Below are 20,325 nucleotides of genomic sequence, written 5' to 3'. Positions count from 1 at the left end.
AGACATGCCGGGTGGCGGTTGCGCCCGGCACATACGCTACGCCCCGTCCGGGGCGTTATCGGTCTGCCAGGTCCGGTTCGGGAAGCGCCACCAGAGCAGGACCGCCGCCAGGGCAATAGCGCTCAGCACACTGAAGGCCGTCGCAAAAGAGTAGTGTCCGGCGATCGTCCCGGTTAAGGCAGGGCTCATCGATGCGCCAACCCCCTGCATCAGCATGACCACGCTCTGCCCGGCATTAACGTGCCCGCTCCCACGCAAAAGCACCACGATAAATGACGGCACCACCACGCCCAGGATCCCGGCGGCAAGACCATCAAGAATTTGTACCGGGATCATCATAAACGGTGCATCGGTAGACGCAGCCAGCGCCGCGCGTACCGGCATGATTAACAGCGCCAGCATAATTAAACGCCAGTACCCATCGCGTTCGATTCGCCTGGAGGCCAGGATAGCCACCGGGATCATCACCGCCTGCGAAATAATCACCGTCGCCGCAGCAAACACGCCGGGATTAACGCTGGCCGGTGCGGCAGCGACCCGCATGCTGAGCATCGGCAACAGGGCCGCATTCGCCAGATGGAACAGCAGCAGCGTCAGCCCGGTCACGAACAGGGCTCTGTTTTTCATCAGTACGGCGAAACCCGGCACCGGCTGATGTTCTGACACGTTCAGGCCGCGCGCCGCCTCGTTGTCGATATCCTTATTGCGTATCGCCAGCAGCGAACAGAGCGTTAACAGCGTTGTACAGGTCATCAGCAGGAAGATGCCCCCAATGCCCCAGTACCACGCAATGCCCCCGGCGATCAGTGCCGTGAGGAAATTTCCACCGTGATTGAACGCCTCATTTTTGCCCATCTGCGCGCTAAACCCGCTCTGCCCCGTCAGCCCCAGAGTGATCCCGGTGATAAGCGGCCCCACGAACGCCGCGCAGATCCCGGTGACAATTTGCGAGAGCGCGACAACGCCACTCTGATGGCTAAACCAGAGCAGCAGCGTACTCAGGGTGATCAGTAAACAGAGCAGCGCCAGAACGGAACGTTTGTTTTTGGTGGTGTCGGTGATGAACCCCGCCGGCAGCGTGGCCAGAAGTCCTGCCAGACCTCCGGCGGTCATCAGTAAGCCGATGTCATCCGGCGTCCAGTGCCGCTGCGTCAGGAAGATACCGAGAAAAGGACCGAGACCGTCACGGACGTCAGCGATAAAAAAACTCGTCAGGCACAACGCCCGCAGTGAACGAAGAGACATACTTCCTGCCTTTTGTCGGGATGGCTGGCTCGGTTAGCGGCGGCCTGAATCTCAAGTTCGCCCGGAAATCAAAACGTTGAGCCGAGTTTATCAGCCAGACGTCAGAGCGAAAACTACGCGATTTGATTACAGGCACGCCGGGTAACGCTGCGCTTACCCGGCCTAACGGATCAGCAGGCCCAGGCAAGCAGCATGTACCCTTAATAAATTACGTGGTTGGTTTTTAGATTTAAATCTGCAATCGCCGCCGGTTTGCCGAGTAAATATCCCTGGACTTCGTCACACTTATTTTTCTTCAGGAACGACAATTGTTCTACGGTTTCGACACCTTCTGCGGTGACCTCCATGGAATAGGCTTTACCCAGATCGATGATCTTCTCGACCACCGACTGGTTCTGTGTCGAATCCCCTAAAGAAAAAATAAAGCTTTTATCGAGCTTTAAGCCATCAAACTGGAACTTCCGCAGATAGCTCAGAGAGGCATAGCCGGTACCGAAATCATCAATCAGAATACGCACCCCCATTTTTTTCAGGGCCATCATGGTCTGCAACGTTTTCTCTGGATTAGAGAGCGTGACATTTTCAGTCACCTCTATTTCCAGCCGGGTAGGCTCAAGCCCGGTTTCATCAAGAATAGCTTTTATTCTTTCGGCGAGATCGCTTGCCTGGAATTCAATGGCTGAAATATTGACTGAAACCGAAAGCCCCGGCAGTTTTTCATGCGTCTCTGTACAGGCCTTACGAATGACCCAGTTGCTGAGGTTGATGATGAGCCCCGTTTCTTCAGCGAGTGGAATAAACTGATCGGGCATCATGTTTCCGCGTTCAGGATGCTGCCAGCGAACCAGGGCTTCTACGGCGTCGATGCGAGAATGTCTGAGGTTATAACGCGGCTGATAAACCAGATAGAGCTGGTCTTCCCGAATTGCGGTCTTCAGCGCTAATTCCAGCTTTCTGCGCTCGGTCAGCTTTTCCGACATATCCTGACGATAATAGACCCATCGGTTTCGACCGGATTGTTTAGCCTGATAAAGCGCAATATCAGCATAGCGTAAAAGGTCGTTTGCACTGGTACTGTCTTGGGGAGCCAGAGCAATGCCCATGCTTACGCCGATGGTCACATCATTGCCATCAATGGTGAACGGGCGGTTGAGTTCTTGCACGATGCGATGACACACCTCTTCTATGTGGTCCAGGTGCCGGGTGTTGTCGAGAAGCAGCATAAATTCGTCCCCGCCCTGTCGTGCGACAAAATCACCGCGACGAACACATTGTTTAAGCCGTAAGGCAACCTCACCAAGCAGGGCATCGCCCGTTGAGTGGCCGAAAATATCATTCACGGGTTTAAACTTGTCCAAATCAAGGCAAATCATGGCAAAGGGGGAATTGTGGATATCCTCTTTAGCCAACTGTCCTGTGAGGAACTCCTTAATATGATACCGGTTGGGAAGGCCCGTTAATTCGTCATGGCGTGACAGAAACTCAACACGTTTGGTGGCTTCCACTTCCAGAGAAACATCCGATGCCGCCCCCCGTAAAACCACCGTGCCATCAGGCTGAGCAGAGAATTTTGCCAGAAGTGTGCAGTACGAAGTTGACCGTTGAGCGTTAGTGTACGGGCAGTTCTTAAATTCAAAGCGCCCCGATAACTCACGCCGCCTGACGCACGTATTTAATAAACCATTTGTCGAAGGAAAAAGCGCATCCAGCTTGCGTCCCAGCCACTGACTCTCGTCATAGCCCGTGACAGTCGTAAAACGCCCTGATAGCCAGGTGATCGTTAACGATAAATCCGTTTCCCAGAACCAGTCACTGGTGGTTTCACTGACATCCCTGAAGCGTTTTTCACTGGTAATCAGATTTAACCGAGCCTGCTCAAGGAGAAAGATATTTTCGTCATGAATTTTTGCCTTATGCAAAATATGACGCATCAGGATCGCCGTCAGCGCGAGGGTCAGAAGGACAGACAGAATGAGCAAGGGTAAAAAATAAATGATCAATGCCTGGCCAGGGTTTTCTGTGTCCCAGATAATGTGGACTGGGCCATTCTGGGTACGTAACGTTAATGCTGTCAGACTGTCTGTCTCAGCAAGGGCGTCAGAAGAGACCGCGCGGACGTTTTCGATCCCTGCATCGTGCCCAATCGCAAGCAGTTTCTTAGCCGTTAAGGTGTCGATAAACAACATGGTTGATGGCTTACCGGGCAACGGCTGCACGCTGGTATCATCTCCCGTCGTTATCCATGCCGCAGAAACTATGGCAGGGACGGAATGGATAAGCGTGAGCATGGAGACCGGCAGTCCATTTTTACTGCCCGTCTCACTGAGTAAATGGTCTATGGTGGATTGATCTAACCAGCGTTCCAGCTCTTCGTGCTTCAGTTTCCCGTCAAGCACGCTGTAACGGGTGGTTCCCTCTGGGGACAGCACAAACACGCCTTCGTAGCCAAAGTTATCATACAGAGACTTGCCCAGATTCTGCTTATCCCATGCCCAGTTCAGGTCAGTTTTTTGATGAAGATGTTTGTAAGCATCTCCCCACTCAGCATTATCTTTCAAATGGCTGCGCATGTTTTCCTGGCGGGCGTCTAATGCTTGCCTTAACAAAAACTCGTCATGTTTATCGCTGATTTTATTAACATTGTTTTTAATGATCAGCAATGACACTATCGCTGCGATAAAAATACCTATCAACAAGGTAACAATATAGGTAAACGTTTTATTTATCAGTCCTTTAGAATGCTCGCTATCCGTAAAGCCAGGGGTCTTCTGAGGTATGGTCATTCTTCGCCTTCTTAACTGCTATTACGTCATTTTTGTGCTATCCACAGTTATCGGCAAAAAAACACAAATTTTTATAGCGAAGCCTCCTGAAGCTTAACATTGTTTATTTTTTTAACCCAGATCAAATTATTCCGCATTAACGCGCATAAAAAACCGGACTGTCCGCCCGGTTCTGTTTTCAGCTAATAATGAATAACAGGTCTAAACCCATTATATTCTGTTAAGCAAAATATTAAGCATGCGGCGTAATGGTTCCGCTGCCCCCCATAATAGTTGATCCCCAACGGTCAATACCGAATAAACAGGTTCATTATTTAGCGCCATTTTTTTATAACGCCCTACGCCAACCGAATATATTATTCGCCCGCGACGTTTGAACCGCCCTGGCATATTCATGGGGCATTGCGTTACAGAGTAGCAAGAAACGTAAAGTGAACGGAAGAACCACCAGAGCTGTATGTTCCCCCTCACCCCAGCCCTCTCCCCTAAAAAGGAGAGGGGGCCATCGGTGCACGCGTTTCTTTGTGAGGATCCATCAGGGCTTCCGCCCGGTTCTGTTGTTAGCCAACATCACCCCTCATCGCTCAGCCCGCGATTCTCCAGCATCGGCTCAATCTTCGGATCGTGCCCGCGCCAGTTTCGGTACAGTTCAGCTAAATCCGTGCTGTTCCCGCGCGACAGAATCGCCTCACGGAATTTTTGCCCGTTCTCACGGGTTAAACCGCCCTGCTCGACAAACCATTGATAGCCATCATCCGCCAGCATCTGCGTCCACAGGTAGGCGTAATACCCTGCCGCATAGCCGCCGCCGAAGATATGCGCGAAGTAGCTGCTGCGATAACGTGGCGGTACGGCGGGCAGAGCCAGCCCCTCTTTTTCCAACGCTGCTTTTTCAAATTCCTCTACGCTCGAAACGGCCTCACGAATGCCGTGCCAGTTCATGTCTAGCAGCGCGGCGCTGAGCGTTTCCGTCATGTCATAGCCTTTGTTGAAATGCGTTGCGTTGAGCATGCTTTCGCGCAGCGCGTCCGGCATCGGTTCGCCGGTCTCGTAATGGCGGGCATAGTGGGTAAATACCTGCGGGTGGCTGGCCCAGTGCTCATTGATTTGCGACGGGAACTCAACAAAATCACGCGGGGTATTGGTCCCGGACAGCGTGGCGTAGCGCTGACTGGCAAACAGGCCGTGCAGCGTATGACCAAATTCGTGGAACAGGGTTATTACATCATCCCAGGAGAGCAGCGCGGCGCCTCCGTGGCTGGGTTTTTGATAGTTACACACGTTGTAGATAACCGGACGGGAGGCAAATTCATATGATTGCTCGACGAAATTCCCCATCCACGCTCCGCCCTGTTTCGAATCGCGGGCGAAGAAATCGCCGTAGAACAGCGCCATGCCTTCTCCGGTGTGGTCGAAAATTTCCCACACGCGGACGTCCGGGTGATACACCGGAATATCGAAGCGCTCGACGAAGCGGATGCCAAACAGCTGGCTGGCCGTCCAGAATACGCCATCATGCAGTACGTTATTGAGCGCAAAATACGGCTTAATTTGCGACTCATCCAGGGCATATTTCGCCTGACGCACACGCTCGGCATAAAAGGCCCAGTCCCAGGCCTGCACGGTGAAGCCGCCCTGCTCATCATCAATGACTTTCTGGATATCGGCCTGTTCCTGCACCGCACGGGTGCGCGCCGCAGGGACAATTCCACGCATAAAGGTCAGTGCGGCCTCCGGCGTTTTTGCCATCTGGTCGGCGATGCTCCAGCTCGCAAAGTCGTCAAAGCCCAAAAGCTGCGCCTGGCGCGCACGCAATGCCGTGAGACGAAGGATCAACTCGCGGGTATCATTTTCATCGCCTTTCTGCGTACGCAGCCAGCCTGCGTTGAACAGGTTTTCACGGGTCTGTCGATTGCGAAGCAGTGAAAGCGCAGGTTGTTGGGTGGTGTTCAGGAGGGGGATTAGCCAGCGATCCTTCAGCCCTTTATCGGCGGCGGCCTGAGCAGCCGTGGCGATCTCCTCTGCGCTTAACCCCTCAAGCTGATGAACATAATCCACCACCAGCCCGCCCGCCTTATCTGCGGCCAGCAGTCGCTGGTTGAACTGGCTGATCAGTGAGGCGACTTGCGTGTTCAGGTCTTTCAGTTCAGCTTTTTCAGCGTCGTTCAGTCGCGCCCCGGCCAGCACGAAGCGCTGGTGCGTCACCTCGACCAGTCGGCGGGACTCAGCATCCAGCGCCTCACGATCCTGCCAGACGCTCTCCACGCGGGAAAACAACGTGTCGTTGAGCCAGATATCATTGGCCAGCGCGGCCAGCTCGGTTGAGAGCTGTTCTTCCAGCTCCTGTAAGCGGGCATTGGTGTGCGCCGACGTCATGGCAAAGAAAATACTGCTGACGCGCGCGAGCATGGCACCGCTTTTCTCCAGCGCCAGTACCGTATTATCGAAATCGGGTGCTGCCGTTTGCGCGACGATGGCGTCAATATCTGCCCGCTTCTGGCGTATGGCCTCATCAAATGCCGGGCGATAGTGGCTGTCGTTGATTTCATCAAAACGCGGGGCCTGATAAGGCAGCAGGCTAATGTCAAAAAAAGGGTTACGGGTTGACATCTTTTACTCCTGATAACGGTTAACTTTCCCAGAGTAGGCCAGGCCGCCATTGACCGCAATGCGGTCATACAAATGATGCCTTAACGCACCCTCTCAGGGCGTGCTATGTTAGTACAACACAAAAAGCGTTGAGGAACAGTGAGATGATTATTTTAGTTACCGGGGCAACGGCAGGTTTTGGTGAATGCATCACGCGTCGCTTCGTCGCCAACGGCCACAAGGTGATTGCCACCGGCCGCCGTCAGGAGCGTCTGCAGGAGCTGAAAGAAGAGTTGGGTGACAATATCCTGACCGCGCAGCTTGATGTGCGCAACCGCGCCGCCATTGAAGAGATGATTGCCAACCTCCCCGCGCAGTGGCGTGCCATTGACGTGCTGGTCAACAACGCCGGTCTGGCGCTGGGTATGGAGCCCGCGCACAAAGCCAGCGTGGAAGACTGGGAAAACATGATCGACACCAACAACAAAGGGCTGGTGTATATGACCCGCGCAGTGCTGCCAGGCATGGTGGAGCGCAATCGCGGCCACATTATCAATATCGGCTCGACCGCCGGAAGCTGGCCGTATGCGGGCGGCAACGTCTATGGTGCGACAAAAGCGTTCGTGCGTCAGTTCAGCCTGAACCTGCGTACCGATCTGCACGGCACCGCCATTCGCGTCACGGATATCGAGCCGGGCCTGGTGGGCGGTACCGAGTTCTCCAACGTGCGTTTCAAAGGCGATGACGCGAAAGCAGATAAAACCTACGAAAATGCCAACGCGCTGACGCCGGAAGATGTCACTGAAGCGGTCTGGTGGGTCGCGACGTTGCCAAACCACGTCAATATCAACACCGTAGAGATGATGCCTGTCAGCCAGAGCTTTGCCGGACTTAACGTTCATCGTGGCTGACTCTGCCCTTCCCGGCCTGCGGGCCGGGTCTGTATCAGGGTATAAAAGAATGGTAGTATGTGCAGGCTAACTCTCTGAGAAATGACAACTCATGGCCGCTGAATCGCAACTCAATCCCACCCAGCCCGTTAACCAGCAAATCTATCGCATATTACGACGTGATATTGTGCATTGCCTGATCCCGCCTGGTACCCCGCTTTCAGAAAAAGAGGTATCCGTGCGTTTTGACGTTTCCCGTCAGCCCGTACGTGAGGCGTTTATCAAGCTTGCTGAAAACGGCCTGATTCAGATCCGCCCGCAGCGCGGCAGCTATGTGAATAAAATATCGCTTTCTCAGGTCCGTAACGGCTGTTTTGTCCGTCAGGCCATTGAGTGCGCGGTGGCCCGGCGTGCGGCCACGCTGATGAATGACAACCAGTGTTACTGGCTGGAGCAAAACCTGCATCAGCAGCGTATTGCCATCGACCGCAAACAGCTTAACGACTTCTTTCAGCTCGATGATGAGTTTCACCAGAAGCTGGCGCAAATTGCCGATTGTCAGCTGGCCTGGGATACCATTGAAAACATTAAAGCCACGATTGACCGTGTGCGTTATATGAGTCTTGATCACGTCTCGCCACCGGAAATGTTGCTTCGACAGCATTATGATATTTTCAGCGCGCTGGAAAAACGCGACCCTGACGGTGTGGAAAAAGCGATGACCGTCCATCTGCAGGAGATCAGCGAATCCGTGCAGCTTATTCGGCAGGAAAACAGCGAGTGGTTTAGCGAAGATTAAATTCGCCGCACCCTTTCGGCGCGGCGGAGAGATTAGCGTACAACCAGGACCGGAATAGTGGCGTAGCGCAGGATAGATTCCGCATTTGAACCCAGCAGATGCGTGGTGATAGTCGGGTTTTTTGAACCGATAACAATCACGTCATATTCCCCTTCTTTGCTCATCCTGATAATTTCATCGCGCACGTTGCCGAAACGCACCTCACAATGAATGTCCTCCGGGGAGAGATCGAAGAGACGCGTTAACTCCTTCATCTTTTTGCTGGATTCCGCGGTCATATACTCTTCAAACTTCCTGATATCTGCATTGAATCCGCGCAGTAACGAGCGGCTGCTGTTGGGCAGAATGTTGACCAGAGTTATCGATGCACCTTCAGCCTTCGCCAGGTTAGCCGCGTGCCGCACCGCTTTATCGCTTAAATTCATTTCAAACACATCAACAGGCATCAAGATTTTCTTATACATAAGCCTGACTCCTTATTTCCAGGAAACGTTATTTACTGCATCCAGAGTGCCATCAGGAATATAAACCAGACTTAAACGCTCACTGGTTGAAATTATCAATTAAAGAAAATAACTGTCCGCTTTGTAAATTACCGTCGTGAACCGTCATCGCCCTGCCGAAATGAAGAAAAAAGTGTGAGTTTGATCAAAAACAAAAAAATGATGTCCAGAGAGGCGTATTTATAGTGCCCCGTGGACGGCACAACCTGAAATAGCGCCGTAACGGATGTGTTAGCGAGGAGAAAATACCATGATGACTTACGACCGTAACCGTAATGCAATTACCACCGGCAGCCGCGTAATGATTAACGGCACCGGGCATACCGGGGTAATTAAAGCGATCCACAGCGACGGACTGGATGCCGCGCAGGTACGTCGCAGCAAAACGGTGGAAGTGGAAGGATGCGAAGGTAAGTTCGAACCGATTGAACTGATTCGCCTGGGTATGCACTAACCGGTGCGACATCATGCCGCCGCGAACGGCGGCATGACTGCATTACAGCAGTGCCGCGTACTGCGCAACCGTGGCTTTCGCGCCCTTTTGCAGAAGGGTCTGATACGCCGTCATGACCGCCTCCACAAAGCACGTGTCGTGCGGCAGTTCCTTACCGAAGATGGCTTCAATGCCCAGCAGGGCTTTCACCCGACTTTCCCCTTCCGCGCTCCCGTTGACCGCGGCCTGAATCACCGCCAGCTGAGGATCGCTCACGTCGATGGCGTTCCCCTGTTCATCCACCCCGCCGACATAGCGCATCCAGCCCGCCACACCCAGCGCCAGCAGTGGGAAAGGTTTCTGATGCACCAGATGCCAGCGCACGGAGTCGAGCATACGCTGCGGAAGTTTCTGGCTGCCGTCCATCGCGATTTGCCAGGTCCGGTGGCGCAGGGCCGGGTTGCTGTAGCGCGCTATCAGCAGATCGGCATAGTGGCCTAAATCAGCCCCTTTTACTTTCAGCGTCGGCGCCTGCTCTTTCAGCATCAGCGCGTGGGCGGCACGACGGTAGTGTTCATCTTCCATACAGTCGTTAATGTGCTGATAACCCGCCAGATAGCCAAGGTAGGCCAGGAAAGAATGGCTGCCGTTGAGCATCCGCAGCTTCATCTCTTCAAACGGAATAACGTCGGCCACCAGCTCCGCCCCCGCCTTTTCCCACTGCGGACGTCCGGCGACAAAGTTATCTTCAATCACCCACTGACGGAACGGCTCGCAGGCCACGCCCGCCGGATCGCGTACGCCGGTCAGCTGCTCGATTTTATCCAGCGTTTCCGGCGTCACCGCAGGCACAATACGATCCACCATGGTTGACGGGAAGGTGACGTTGGCCTCAATCCACGCGGCCAGCTCCGCGTCGACCGCGCGGGCATAGGCGCAGGTGACATTGCGCATAACGTGGCCGTTCTCCGGCATGTTATCACAGGACATAACGCTAAAGGCAGGCAGCCCCGCCGCTTTGCGTCGCGCCAGCGCTTCAACCACCACACCCGGCGCAGATTTAGGCTGATGCGGGTTTTGCAGGTCGGCCGCAATCAATGAGTGATCGAGCATCAGTTTGCCCGTGGCCGGTGAGTGGTAGTAGCCTTTTTCGGTGATGGTGAGCGACACAATCGCCACCTGCGGCTCACACATCGCCGCCAGTACGGCCTCCAGCCCGTCAACCTGCGCGTGCAGCGCATTTTTGACCACACCGACGACCCGTGATGTCCACGCGTCCGCCGACATTTCGGCCACGGTATAGAGGTTATCCTGCGCGTTCAGATCGGCAATCTGCTGTTCGCCACCAATCAGGTTCACTTCTGTGTAACCCCAGTCGCTGCCGTGTTCAGCGGCCAGAATATCGGCGTACACCGCCTGGTGTGCACGGTGGAACGCGCCAAACCCTAAATGAACAATGCGTGCCTGGAGGCTGCCGCGATCGTACTGAGGCAGCGTCGCTTTCGCCTGTAATAATCGGTTTTCCATGGTTGAGACTCGTTTAATTAAGGAAGCTGAGTTCTGCGACCGCACGTTGGCGCGCGGCCGCGCATGTTGACTACACCAGCCAGAATGGCAGTAACCCCCTGGTGCCTTGCCCACCACCATACGGGTTATGTTAAGCGGAACATTGATTTACATTAACTTTGCGCCAACTGGTGTGATATCAAAATTAAGTTGTGTGACATCTTTCAAAAAGATATATACCAAGGTCACACAAGATTACGCGCCGGTTCTGCGCCTGAACGGCCAGCGGGCTCACGGCACAGCCTGTCGTAGGAATACCCCGTCAAATCTTCCACCACACGGCGTGCTTCGGCGGACACCAGCTGGGGAGAACCGTTTGCTTTCAGGCGGTCCAGTTCATCCACGAAGATCTTGTGCGTACGCTTGTTCAGATGGAACGTTAATGCCTGCCACAACGCCAGGATGAGTAAGCCCGCAGTCCCGATGAACATCAGCATTGCGATGGTATGAATGGCCTCCTCCGGCTGTGTCTGGCTGCCCTTCACAAAGCCGCCATTCTGTAACAGCAGCCCCACAATAAAGGTGGCGATAGCCACGGTCGTTTTGCGGGAGAAGGTCATCACCGCCGCGAACAACCCCTCGCGACGCTGGCGGCTAACCATCTCGTCAATATCGGGGATGAACGGGAAGACGTTCCATGGCGTAAACTCCAGCACACAGCGACCGACCTGATATAACCCGGCCAGAACAACCAGCGTCGCGACGGTATTAAGTGCCGGAATTTGATACACAGCGAAAAAGCCGCCCAGGCAGAGCATCATCAGCGAGTAGGCAAACACATACAGCTTCGACGGCCCGAATTTAATGATCCCCACTCCCGCAATCAGCGTGACAGGCAGGCCGACGATACTCATCGACAGCAGTGTGCCGGCAAGCGACGAAGAGACATTCAGGCAGTAAACACAGAAGAAGACAAACACGGTGTTGTAGACATCTTTCCCGGTAAACGACAGCAGGTAGATGGCAAGGTGTTTTCTGAAGGCCCGGATTTTCAGCGTTGAACCATATTCTTTAAAGAGGCGACCAAAGGCAGCCAGCTTTTGCGTCAGCGTTCGGGGCGCCGTGCGTGTTTCAAGCTCGGCCAGCATCTCCGGGGTTAACTCGCGTTCCCAGGTCACCTTCCACGAGATAAAGACGCACACCATAAACAGGACAGCAAAAATAACGCCGTTAATCAGATAAGCATGGGCGCTGTTTTCCCCAAAATAGCCAATCAGCAGCCCCGGAATGAACGTCGCCAGGAAGGTGCCGGACGCAGAAAGGAACATGCGACAGGTAGAAAGTTTGGTGCGCTGGTTAAAGTCTTTTGTCATTTCCGATGGCAGCGTTTCCCAGGGGATCAATACCATCGCGGCGATAATTTCAAACGCCAGATAGACCGCGAGGTAAAAACCGTAGGTCATGCCATCAAGCCACAGTAACGCATAGACCAGCATTAACGGCGCGCCGATCAGCAAAAAGAAGCGTCGACGACCAAATTTTTTACCAAAATAATTTTTGTAAAAATGATCGGTGAAACTTCCCATAAACAGACTGACAATGGCATCGACAATACGCGCGATGGCGACAATGGAGGCTGCCTCAACCGGCGATAGCCCAACGAATGTCGTATAGAAAAATAACAGCCAGGCGCCGATCACGGTAAATGCACCGCCACCCATAATATCCGTTAGTCCGTAGCCGATACTAACCGGAATGGTAATTTTTTTAGCCGCACGAGACATATTTCATCCCCACTTGATGAAGCGAATTTAAAATTTGAAATAATTCTTAGCGTTGTCGTGGCAAATATTTTTAATCATCCGCGTGAGAATATCGTTATTATCCGGAACTTCTCCCCGCTCCACCCAACCGCCGATCATATTGCACAGAATGCGGCGAAAATAATCGTGGCGGGTATAGGAGACCAGGCTGCGGGAGTCGGTCAGCATGCCGACAAAATTCATTAACAGCCCCTGATCTGCCAGGCTGTTGAGCTGGTTTTCCATCCCGCGACGAGTGTCGTTAAACCACCAGCCGGAGCCGAATTGCATCGGTGATTTCACTCCCAGTTCTGCACTCTGAAAATTGGCGATCGTCGTCGCGACAATATCGTTGTAGCTGGGGTTGAGGTTATACAGAATGGTTTTCGGCAGCGCGTCTGCAAGGGCCATGGCATCCAGCAGCTGATTAATATTCGCAGCAAGATTGACCTGATCCGTCAGTGAATCAAACCCGGTATTTATGCCCAGGGCACGGTACATGCGGGTATTATTATTGCGTATCGCACCGAAATGGATCTGCATGGCCCAGTCATGCTGTCGGTAATAACGCGCCAGCATGATAAAAATAGCACTGTCAAGAATCGCGCTATCCCGTGCGTTGAGATGTTCACCCTGCCGTTTACGGACAAATATCGATTCCACGATACTGTCATCCGCAGCCTGAAAATGGATCTCCACAGGGCCATGATCCGAAATACGGCACCCCATGTCGTGGAACCAGGCAATACGCTCGCCGAGCGCAGCAGCAAAATCGCTAAAGGCGTGAATGGACCGTCCCGTCAGCTCCGCTAATCGATCGGTAAAGTCGGCGAACTGATGCGCATCCGACGTAAAAACGTCATCCGGGCGGAATGTCGGTAATACCTTGACGTTGAATGTTGCGTCATCGCGCAATAACTGATGGTAACGCAGGTCATCCAGCGGTGCATCTGTGGTACAAATGACCTCCACCTTTGAGCGTTTAATCAGTTCGCGGGGCGTAAAATCAGGCTGTTGTAATAAACGATTACAGCGCTCCATTATTTCACGCCAGTTATGGCTGCCCAGCGGTTCATCACAGGAAAAATAGTGATGCAGTTCTAAATGCGTCCAGTGATAGAGCGGATTGCCATAACTGGCGTCGACCGTTTCAGCCCACGCCGCAAATTTTTCTTCCGCGGTGGCGCTGCCCGTAATGTATTTTTCATCTATACCGTTGGCGCGCATAGCGCGCCATTTGTAGTGATCGCCTGCAAGCCAAAGCTCGGTAATATTCTCCAGCGGTTTATTTTCGAAAATATCTTTCGCAACCAGATGACAGTGATAGTCAATTATCGGCAATTCTTTCGCGACGTCGCGATATAACGCAACGCCCCTGGCGTTGCTAATCATAAAGTTATCATTAATGAAACTCATAGCAGCGCTCCATATTTGCGTGACTCACCAGCCTTATTGTTCAGCGCCTGTGGTTCAGCCGCGTCTTGTGCCGCGCTCAAATCACGGTCGCGCACTTCCGGCATGAAAATGGCTGAAACCAGACCAATCACGGAATAGGCAATCAGCATCGCGACAATCGGCCACCAGGAGCCGGTCATGTTGCAGAAGATCCCCGCCAGCACCGGACCAAAGCCCACCGCCACCAGACCGCCCGCCTCTTTGGAGATAGCCATGCGGGTAAAGCGATTACGCGAGCCAAACATCTCCGCCATGGTGATGTTTTCCAGCGCGAACAACCCCAGCACCGCGAAGTTATGAATGACAATAATCGAGAGCATAATGACGCCCGGCGCATAGCTTTTATCGACGATAATCGACAGCATCGGGTACGCCAGAATGATGGCGGAAACGTTGAGGAGGATATACGGCAGACGGCGACCGACTTTGTCCGACAGCCAGCCCAGCAGCGGGATAGAGATAAACCCGAGGATTGAACTTATCATCAGCGCATCGGTGGGGATCGCTTTATCAAACAGCAACGTCTGTACCAGATACCCGGCAAGGAACGTCTGGATCAGACCGGAGTTACCCGCCTGACCAAAACGCAGCCCGGTGGCCAGCCAGAAGGATTTGCTTTTCACCATCGTCCCAAGGGAGGTATCCGGCTTCGCCACCGGTACGGCAGCTTCAGCGTCGTTCACTTTTTCGAAGACCGGGCTCTCTTTCAGGTTCATACGCAGCCAGATGGCAAAGATCATCACGACGACGCTGGCCAGGAACGGCACGCGCCAGCCCCATGCCACCAGTTCTTCACGATCGAGAGCAAAGAACATCACCGCCCAGATCGCCGTGGCACTCAGGGTTCCGCAGTTGGTCCCCATCGCCACCAGCGAGGAGATGATCCCGCGTTTGCCCTTTGGCGCATACTCGGCCAGCATGGTTCCCGCACCGGAGATTTCTGCCCCGGCACCCAGCCCCTGAATAATGCGCAGCGTCACCAGCAGAACCGGCGCAAAAATGCCAATCTGGCCGTAGGTCGGCAACACGCCAATCAGGGTGGTACAGATCCCCATCATGGTGATGGTAATAAACAGCACCTTTTTACGACCGATCCGGTCGCCCATTCTGCCGAAGATAAAGGCGCCGACAATGCGCGCAATATAGCCTGCGCCGTAGGTCCCCATCGCCAGGATCAGCGCCATGGCCGCGGACTGTTCCGGGAAAAAGATCTCATGGAAGACCAGCGCGGCCCCCAGCGAGTAGAGCTGAAAATCCATAAACTCCAGCGCGGTACCCAGCCAGCCGGATACGGCAGCTTTCACCAGATCTGAAGTCGTTCTTTGAGGTTGTGCTTGAGTCATAATGGCTATCTCTGCAAGGTAAGATGCGTACCACTCAGAGCCTGTCTGCGCAGGCTCTTAACCGCGTAAATTATTATTGGTCGAAGGTGAGCAAGACTTTGCAGCACTGCCGCTGGTCTTTCTCAAACAGTTCGATGGCGTCTGTCACGTGGTGGTAGTCAAAGGTGTGGGTAATCAGTTTTTCAGGATCGATCAGCCCCTTTTCCAGCCAGTCGATCACGACCGGGAATTTGTTGGCATTCAGGCGCGAGGAGAATATCGACAGCTCTTTGCCGGTGATCCCCTGCTGAACAATCTGGCTCGGATCGCTGGAAAAGCCCATCAGCACGATACGTGCCGCCGGGGAAGCCAGGGTTATCGCTTCCTGCAGAATCGACGGATGACAGGCGGCATCAATGATTAACGTCGGTTTGATGCCTTTTTCTTCCAGCGCCTTATGCAAATCAAGATTACCGTTGTTCAGGACCCAGTCCGCGCCGCTGCGTTGCGCCATCGCCAGCCGTTCATCAATGCGGTCGACGACAATCACCTGCCTGACGTTGTAGACACCTTTCAGCGCCTGCACGGTAACCAGCCCCATCGGGCCCGCGCCATACACCAGGGCGATATCCTGTTCCGTCGGTTTTGCCTGCCCGGTGACGTTGGCGGCAATGGTAAAGGGCTCGACCATCACGGCGTGTTTATCGGGAATGGCGTCCGGGATGGGCCACGCATTTTTCGCCGGTACCACGGCGTATTCCGCAAAACCGCCGTCGCGATGCACGCCGAGCACGACCAGGGAGGTACACACGTTCGGTTTACCCACCGAGCACGGATAGCAGTGCCCGCAGCTGATCACCGGATCAACGGAAACCCGCTGCCCAAGGCGTCCGGGGTCAACGCCCTCGCCCGTGGCGTCAATCACACCAAAAAATTCGTGCCCGATAACGCGCGGATATTTCGCGAAGGGGTTATGTCCGCGATAGATATGGCTGTCGGAGCCGCAGATCCCGGCAAGTTTAATGCTGACGCGCACTTCCCCTGCCCCCGGTTGCGGGAGTGGACGCTCTTCAATCACCAGCTGGTTGGGCTGTTGGATCACTACGCTTTTCATCGTTCGCTCCTCGTTTACCAGTTCCACAGCGTGCCGTCTTCAAGACGAGCCACAGGCAGGTAGGCCGGATCGTACGGGTATTTCGCGGCCAGCTTTTCGTCGAACTCAATACCCAGACCCGGCTTGTCGCCCGGGTGCATATAGCCGTTGTCGAAGCGCCAGTTGTGCGGGAAGACTTCAAGCATCTGTTCGGAATAGCCCATATATTCCTGCACGCCGAAATTTGGCACCCACAGGTCGAAGTGCAGCGCGGCAGCATGGCAAATCGGCGACAGATCGGACGGGCCGTGTGACCCGGTCCGCACCTGGTAGAGCGAGGCAAAGTCTGCAATACGACGCATGCCGGTGATCCCGCCTGCATGGGTAATGGTGGCGCGAATGTAGTCGATAAGCTGCTCTTCAATCAGCTGTTTGCAATCCCAGATGCTGTTAAAGACTTCACCCACAGCAATCGGCGTGACGGTGTGCTGGCGGATCAGGCGGAAGCACGCCTGGTTTTCAGCAGGCGTAGGATCTTCCATCCAGAACATGCGGAATTCTTCGATGCTCTTACCGAAACGCGCCGCTTCAATCGGCGTCAGGCGGTGGTGCATGTCGTGCAGCAGATGTTCGTTGAAGCCAAATTTACTGCGCACCGCGTCGAACAGCTTCGGCGTGAAGTCGAGGTATTTCTCGGTGGACCACAGCTGCTCTTCCGGCCAGTCCCCTTTGGTGGCAGGCTCATACGCCAGCCCTTTTCCTTTGGACATGCCGTAGGTGGTTTTCATTCCCGGCACGCCGCACTGGACGCGGATCGCCTTAAAGCCCATCTCTTTATGACGGGCGTAATCTTCCAGCACGTCGTCAATGGTATGCCCGGTGGTGTGGCAATAGACCATTACGCCTTCACGGGAAGCGCCCCCCAGCAGCTGGTAAAGCGGCATATTGGCGGCTTTGGCTTTGATATCCCATAGCGCCATATCCACGGCGGAAATTGCCGACATGGTGACCGGACCGCGACGCCAGTACGCGCCTTTATAGAAAAACTGCCAGATATCTTCGATGCGGTGCGCATCGCGGCCAATCAGTTGCGGGCAGAGGTGGTCTTTCAGATAAGAGGCGACGGAGAGTTCGCGTCCGTTTAGTGTGGCATCGCCAAGACCGACGATGCCTTCATCGGTCGTAATTTTAAGGGTGACAAAGTTACGCCCCGGGCAGGTGACAAATACTTCAGCCCCGACAATCTTCATAATTCCTTTCCTTACATCGCATGTTGTGATGCAGGAAATTTACGCAACTGAGCTACTACCATACAAGTATAATGATCAAAATATCCGCGAGCGATCACAAAATCAGGGCGCTCAGGCGCGCCCCCAGCCCGCCACGATGATCAGCATGCCGCACAGGGCAATCAGGGCCCCGGCCCAGTCGTAGGCGCTGAGTTTTACCCCATCGACCACGCGTAACCATAGCAGCGCGGTGCAGACATAAACCCCGCCGTAGGCGGCATAGACGCGACCACTGGCCGCCGGATGGAGCGTTAACAGCCAGACAAACAGCGCCAGCGCGATGCCCGCCGGGATCAGCAGTAACACGGTTGCCCCTCTCTTCAGCCAGAGCCAGGGAAGGAAGCAGCCGATAATTTCACAGAGCGCGGTGGCAAAAAATAACAGCGTTGTTTTGATCATATTTCATTTCAGGTGAGGATTTATTTAACCATCATACCTGATGATACGGTTTACTTTTCCATACCCGCGCCGCGGGTATGCCGTCATTTCTGTTTGGTGTAGAATCTGAACAGGGTAACGTGATTATCTGCACCGATTCAAAAAGGAAACGCTATGAGTACATTAAGCAAACGCCTTTGTCTGACCGCCACACTGGCGCTGTCAACGCTCGCCTTCGCTGCAACGGCTACCGCCGAAACCAGCAAACTCATTATTGAGTCTGGCGATAGCGCGCAGAGCCGCCAGAATGCCGCAATGGACAAAGAACAATGGAATGACACCCGCAGCCTTCGTCAGAAGGTGAACAAGCGTGCTGAGAAAGAGTGGGACAAAGAAGATGTCGCCTTTGACGCACGTGATAAGTGTCAGCAAAGCGCGAACGTTAATGCCTACTGGGAGCCAAACACCCTGCGCTGCCTGGATCGTCGCACGGGTCGCACGGTAGCACCGTAATGCCGGGTCTTGAGGTTAAACTGCGTCCGCTGGAGCGCGAAGATTTGCGCTTCGTCCACCAGCTCGACAACAACGCCAGCGTGATGCGCTACTGGTTTGAAGAGCCGTACGAGGCGTTTGTCGAGCTGTCCGATCTGTACGATAAACACATTCACGATCAAAGCGAACGCCGCTTTGTGGTGGAGTGTGAAGGCGAAAAAGCCGGGCTGGTTGAGCTGGTGGAGATCAACCACGTGCATCGCCGGGCGGAATTCCAGATCATTATCTCCCCGGAGCATCAGGGTAAAGGCCTGGCCTCACGGGCGGCGAAGCTGGCGATGGACTACGGATTTAACGTTCTTAATCTGTACAAGCTCTATCTCATCGTCGATAAAGAGAACGAAAAAGCGATCCATATCTACCGTAAGCTGGGCTTTATGGTGGAAGGCGAGCTAATCCACGAGTTCTTTATCAACGGGGAATACCGCAACACCATTCGCATGTGCATTTTCCAGCACCAGCATCTGGCCGGACACAAACCGTCTGGTGCCAGCCTGCTGAAACCTACCGCGCAGTAACCTGCGCGGCTTTACTCTCAGTAGTATTCAATGGTGTTTTTTATGCTGTACTTGCGCTCAACCGCGGGTTTCACGCTGTCGTCGGTGATGGTCAGGTCGCAGCTAACCGGGTTATTGTGCCGGTCGTAATCGCAGCTCTGCTTCACATTCCCCAGCGGTTTGTCATTCAGTAAACTCACGGCCGAGTAATCCATTCTTTTGCGCAGATCCTTCGAGGGTGTCGACTGTACGGATAAGTGCTGATCCCCGGAAACGGTGGTTTTACCCAGCGGGTAGCCGTCCGCGTCATAGCGATATTTCACTTCCATCTCTTTACCGTGCGCCGCGACCACAAATCCATTGTCATCGGTATCCCACGTCACACCGGCTGACGGCAGCTCGGCCAGCTGGCATTTGCCCTGCAGTTTCACTTTTCGCTGCTGGGTTTCTGCATCGATGTAGTAGTTGGCATCCAGCACCAGCGCGACGCCGGTATTCGCTTCAAGATCGTGCAGCTCAAGCGTATCAAAGCACCCTTCTGTCGACATCGTCCCGGTCACCCGTTTGGAGACCTCGCCCTTGTCGTTAAACAGCGTCTGGGTAAAGTCTTTGACCGGGCCGCGCAGCGGGTCAAAATCAAACTCATTCGAAAAACTCGCCATCTCAGGCGTGAACGACAGCGGCGCGGAATTGTTGTCGCACCCCACCAGTGTCGCGGCCAGTAGCGTTATCGCTGCGTATTTCTTCACATCATTTACCGATTCAGGGAGATTATTCCCAATCATATTAGCAAATACAGTTGTTTACACGAACCCTGCTAAAATTAATCTACACACAGAGAAAAGGAGCTACAGATGAAACGGTTACCCTGGATTACCGCCCTGCTGTTAATGAGTGCCTCTACCGCCGCGCTGGCGGCACCGGATTCCTGCGAACGTGTAAAAAGCGACATTCAGCAGAAAATCATCAACAACGGCGTGCCGGAATCTGGCTTTACGCTGAACATCGTACCCAACGATCAGGCCGATCGGCCGGATGCGCAGGTTGTTGGGCATTGTGCCAATGATACCTTCAAAATTTTGTACACTCGCACAGGCAGCGGGGCTGCTGCTGGCGCGCAGGAGAGTCCGCAAGGCGAACCGCAGTGATTTTTAACCACTTTCCTTGCGCCAATCCCCCTTGAATTGAT

The 20,325-nt window shown here is 54.0% G+C and carries 18 protein-coding genes and 1 pseudogene; 6 read left to right on the top strand and 13 right to left on the bottom strand.

What is annotated here, in order from left to right:
* Positions 1-36: 36 nt before the first annotated feature.
* The 4 genes and pseudogenes from ACQG2G_RS09955 to dcp form a co-directional block, all read right to left on the bottom strand.
* A complete protein-coding gene (locus tag ACQG2G_RS09955; RefSeq protein ID WP_061771619.1) occupies positions 37-1,245 on the bottom strand; it encodes an MFS transporter in 1,209 nt (402 codons plus the stop codon).
* A 200-nt stretch (positions 1,246-1,445) separates the two neighbouring features.
* Positions 1,446-4,028, bottom strand: coding sequence for a bifunctional diguanylate cyclase/phosphodiesterase (locus ACQG2G_RS09950; RefSeq protein WP_061771618.1), 2,583 nt, complete (start codon positions 4,026-4,028; stop codon positions 1,446-1,448).
* Positions 4,029-4,238: 210 nt separating this feature from the next.
* Positions 4,239-4,376 (bottom strand): annotated as a pseudogene (locus ACQG2G_RS09945) (aspartate-semialdehyde dehydrogenase); the annotation flags it as partial.
* A 222-nt stretch (positions 4,377-4,598) separates the two neighbouring features.
* Entirely contained in the window at positions 4,599-6,638 is a 2,040-nt protein-coding gene (dcp, locus tag ACQG2G_RS09940; RefSeq protein ID WP_061771617.1) for a peptidyl-dipeptidase Dcp, read from the bottom strand.
* A 143-nt stretch (positions 6,639-6,781) separates the two neighbouring features.
* Between dcp and ydfG the strand changes: the two genes are divergently transcribed.
* Both ydfG and ACQG2G_RS09930 read left to right on the top strand, forming a co-directional pair.
* Positions 6,782-7,528, top strand: a complete 747-nt coding sequence (gene ydfG, locus ACQG2G_RS09935; protein ID WP_020688209.1) for a bifunctional NADP-dependent 3-hydroxy acid dehydrogenase/3-hydroxypropionate dehydrogenase YdfG — start codon at positions 6,782-6,784, stop codon at positions 7,526-7,528.
* Between the two features lie 91 nt (positions 7,529-7,619).
* Complete coding sequence (locus ACQG2G_RS09930; protein WP_013096780.1) at positions 7,620-8,306, top strand: GntR family transcriptional regulator; 687 nt, start codon at positions 7,620-7,622, stop codon at positions 8,304-8,306.
* A 32-nt stretch (positions 8,307-8,338) separates the two neighbouring features.
* Here ACQG2G_RS09930 and ACQG2G_RS09925 read toward each other — a convergent pair whose 3' ends face one another.
* Complete coding sequence (locus ACQG2G_RS09925) at positions 8,339-8,770, bottom strand: universal stress protein (RefSeq protein ID WP_038419309.1); 432 nt, start codon at positions 8,768-8,770, stop codon at positions 8,339-8,341.
* A 289-nt stretch (positions 8,771-9,059) separates the two neighbouring features.
* Between ACQG2G_RS09925 and ydfZ the strand changes: the two genes are divergently transcribed.
* Entirely contained in the window at positions 9,060-9,263 is a 204-nt protein-coding gene (ydfZ, locus tag ACQG2G_RS09920) for a putative selenium delivery protein YdfZ (protein WP_014831738.1), read from the top strand.
* A 42-nt stretch (positions 9,264-9,305) separates the two neighbouring features.
* On the opposite strand, the gene ACQG2G_RS09915 is transcribed toward ydfZ, so the two are convergent.
* The 7 genes from ACQG2G_RS09915 to ACQG2G_RS09885 all read right to left on the bottom strand — a co-directional run bounded on the left by ACQG2G_RS09915 (position 9,306) and on the right by ACQG2G_RS09885 (position 18,108).
* Positions 9,306-10,769, bottom strand: a complete 1,464-nt coding sequence (locus ACQG2G_RS09915; RefSeq protein ID WP_038419308.1) for a mannitol dehydrogenase family protein — start codon at positions 10,767-10,769, stop codon at positions 9,306-9,308.
* A 224-nt stretch (positions 10,770-10,993) separates the two neighbouring features.
* Positions 10,994-12,532: an MFS transporter gene (locus ACQG2G_RS09910; protein WP_061771616.1), complete on the bottom strand. Its 1,539-nt coding sequence runs from the start codon at positions 12,530-12,532 to the stop codon at positions 10,994-10,996.
* 27 nt (positions 12,533-12,559) lie between these two features.
* Positions 12,560-13,966 carry a glucuronate isomerase gene (gene uxaC / locus ACQG2G_RS09905; RefSeq protein ID WP_061771615.1) on the bottom strand — a complete coding sequence of 469 codons (1,407 nt, stop codon included), beginning with the start codon at positions 13,964-13,966 and terminating at the stop codon, positions 12,560-12,562.
* Positions 13,963-15,348: an MFS transporter gene (locus ACQG2G_RS09900; protein WP_038419305.1), complete on the bottom strand. Its 1,386-nt coding sequence runs from the start codon at positions 15,346-15,348 to the stop codon at positions 13,963-13,965. The genes uxaC and ACQG2G_RS09900 overlap by 4 nt, the downstream gene beginning before the upstream one ends.
* Before the next feature lie 73 nt (positions 15,349-15,421).
* Positions 15,422-16,441 carry a Zn-dependent oxidoreductase gene (locus ACQG2G_RS09895; RefSeq protein ID WP_013096790.1) on the bottom strand — a complete coding sequence of 340 codons (1,020 nt, stop codon included), beginning with the start codon at positions 16,439-16,441 and terminating at the stop codon, positions 15,422-15,424.
* 14 nt (positions 16,442-16,455) lie between these two features.
* The gene (gene rspA / locus ACQG2G_RS09890; RefSeq protein WP_013096791.1) at positions 16,456-17,670 is read right to left on the bottom strand and encodes a starvation-sensing protein RspA; all 1,215 of its coding nucleotides are present in this window, start codon (positions 17,668-17,670) and stop codon (positions 16,456-16,458) included.
* Between the two features lie 111 nt (positions 17,671-17,781).
* A complete protein-coding gene (locus ACQG2G_RS09885; protein WP_013096792.1) occupies positions 17,782-18,108 on the bottom strand; it encodes a YnfA family protein in 327 nt (108 codons plus the stop codon).
* Positions 18,109-18,261: 153 nt separating this feature from the next.
* On the opposite strand from ACQG2G_RS09885, the gene ACQG2G_RS09880 reads away from it, so the two are divergent.
* The gene (locus ACQG2G_RS09880; protein ID WP_061772164.1) at positions 18,262-18,600 is read left to right on the top strand and encodes a DUF1283 family protein; all 339 of its coding nucleotides are present in this window, start codon (positions 18,262-18,264) and stop codon (positions 18,598-18,600) included.
* Positions 18,600-19,157, top strand: a complete 558-nt coding sequence (gene speG, locus ACQG2G_RS09875; RefSeq protein WP_013096794.1) for a spermidine N1-acetyltransferase — start codon at positions 18,600-18,602, stop codon at positions 19,155-19,157. The genes ACQG2G_RS09880 and speG overlap by 1 nt, the downstream gene beginning before the upstream one ends.
* 17 nt (positions 19,158-19,174) lie before the next feature.
* Here speG and ACQG2G_RS09870 read toward each other — a convergent pair whose 3' ends face one another.
* The gene (locus ACQG2G_RS09870; protein ID WP_014831730.1) at positions 19,175-19,885 is read right to left on the bottom strand and encodes a YnfC family lipoprotein; all 711 of its coding nucleotides are present in this window, start codon (positions 19,883-19,885) and stop codon (positions 19,175-19,177) included.
* A gap of 105 nt (positions 19,886-19,990) precedes the next feature.
* On the opposite strand from ACQG2G_RS09870, the gene ACQG2G_RS09865 reads away from it, so the two are divergent.
* Positions 19,991-20,284, top strand: a complete 294-nt coding sequence (locus ACQG2G_RS09865; RefSeq protein ID WP_013096796.1) for a DUF1161 domain-containing protein — start codon at positions 19,991-19,993, stop codon at positions 20,282-20,284.
* Positions 20,285-20,325 lie beyond the last annotated feature (41 nt).

This window comes from Enterobacter cloacae complex sp. 382A5, from assembly GCF_050031095.1.
Classification (GTDB): Bacteria; Pseudomonadota; Gammaproteobacteria; order Enterobacterales; family Enterobacteriaceae; genus Enterobacter; species Enterobacter cloacae.
The sequence above is the reverse complement of the archived record's forward strand: the minus strand, read 5'-3'. Positions and strand labels throughout refer to the sequence as shown.

Excerpts from the sequence above, each read along its gene's own strand:
- ACQG2G_RS09955 (WP_061771619.1), bottom strand. The coding sequence starts at position 1,245 with ATGTCTCTTCGTTCACTGCGGGCGTTGTGCCTGACGAGTTTTTTTATC.
- ACQG2G_RS09950 (WP_061771618.1), bottom strand. The coding sequence starts at position 4,028 with ATGACCATACCTCAGAAGACCCCTGGCTTTACGGATAGCGAGCATTCT.
- dcp (WP_061771617.1), bottom strand. The coding sequence starts at position 6,638 with ATGTCAACCCGTAACCCTTTTTTTGACATTAGCCTGCTGCCTTATCAG.
- ydfG (WP_020688209.1), top strand. The coding sequence starts at position 6,782 with ATGATTATTTTAGTTACCGGGGCAACGGCAGGTTTTGGTGAATGCATC.
- ACQG2G_RS09930 (WP_013096780.1), top strand. The coding sequence starts at position 7,620 with ATGGCCGCTGAATCGCAACTCAATCCCACCCAGCCCGTTAACCAGCAA.
- ACQG2G_RS09925 (WP_038419309.1), bottom strand. The coding sequence starts at position 8,770 with ATGTATAAGAAAATCTTGATGCCTGTTGATGTGTTTGAAATGAATTTA.
- ydfZ (WP_014831738.1), top strand. The coding sequence starts at position 9,060 with ATGATGACTTACGACCGTAACCGTAATGCAATTACCACCGGCAGCCGC.
- ACQG2G_RS09915 (WP_038419308.1), bottom strand. The coding sequence starts at position 10,769 with ATGGAAAACCGATTATTACAGGCGAAAGCGACGCTGCCTCAGTACGAT.
- ACQG2G_RS09910 (WP_061771616.1), bottom strand. The coding sequence starts at position 12,532 with ATGTCTCGTGCGGCTAAAAAAATTACCATTCCGGTTAGTATCGGCTAC.
- uxaC (WP_061771615.1), bottom strand. The coding sequence starts at position 13,966 with ATGAGTTTCATTAATGATAACTTTATGATTAGCAACGCCAGGGGCGTT.
- ACQG2G_RS09900 (WP_038419305.1), bottom strand. The coding sequence starts at position 15,348 with ATGACTCAAGCACAACCTCAAAGAACGACTTCAGATCTGGTGAAAGCT.
- ACQG2G_RS09895 (WP_013096790.1), bottom strand. The coding sequence starts at position 16,441 with ATGAAAAGCGTAGTGATCCAACAGCCCAACCAGCTGGTGATTGAAGAG.
- rspA (WP_013096791.1), bottom strand. The coding sequence starts at position 17,670 with ATGAAGATTGTCGGGGCTGAAGTATTTGTCACCTGCCCGGGGCGTAAC.
- ACQG2G_RS09885 (WP_013096792.1), bottom strand. The coding sequence starts at position 18,108 with ATGATCAAAACAACGCTGTTATTTTTTGCCACCGCGCTCTGTGAAATT.
- ACQG2G_RS09880 (WP_061772164.1), top strand. The coding sequence starts at position 18,262 with ATGAGTACATTAAGCAAACGCCTTTGTCTGACCGCCACACTGGCGCTG.
- speG (WP_013096794.1), top strand. The coding sequence starts at position 18,600 with ATGCCGGGTCTTGAGGTTAAACTGCGTCCGCTGGAGCGCGAAGATTTG.
- ACQG2G_RS09865 (WP_013096796.1), top strand. The coding sequence starts at position 19,991 with ATGAAACGGTTACCCTGGATTACCGCCCTGCTGTTAATGAGTGCCTCT.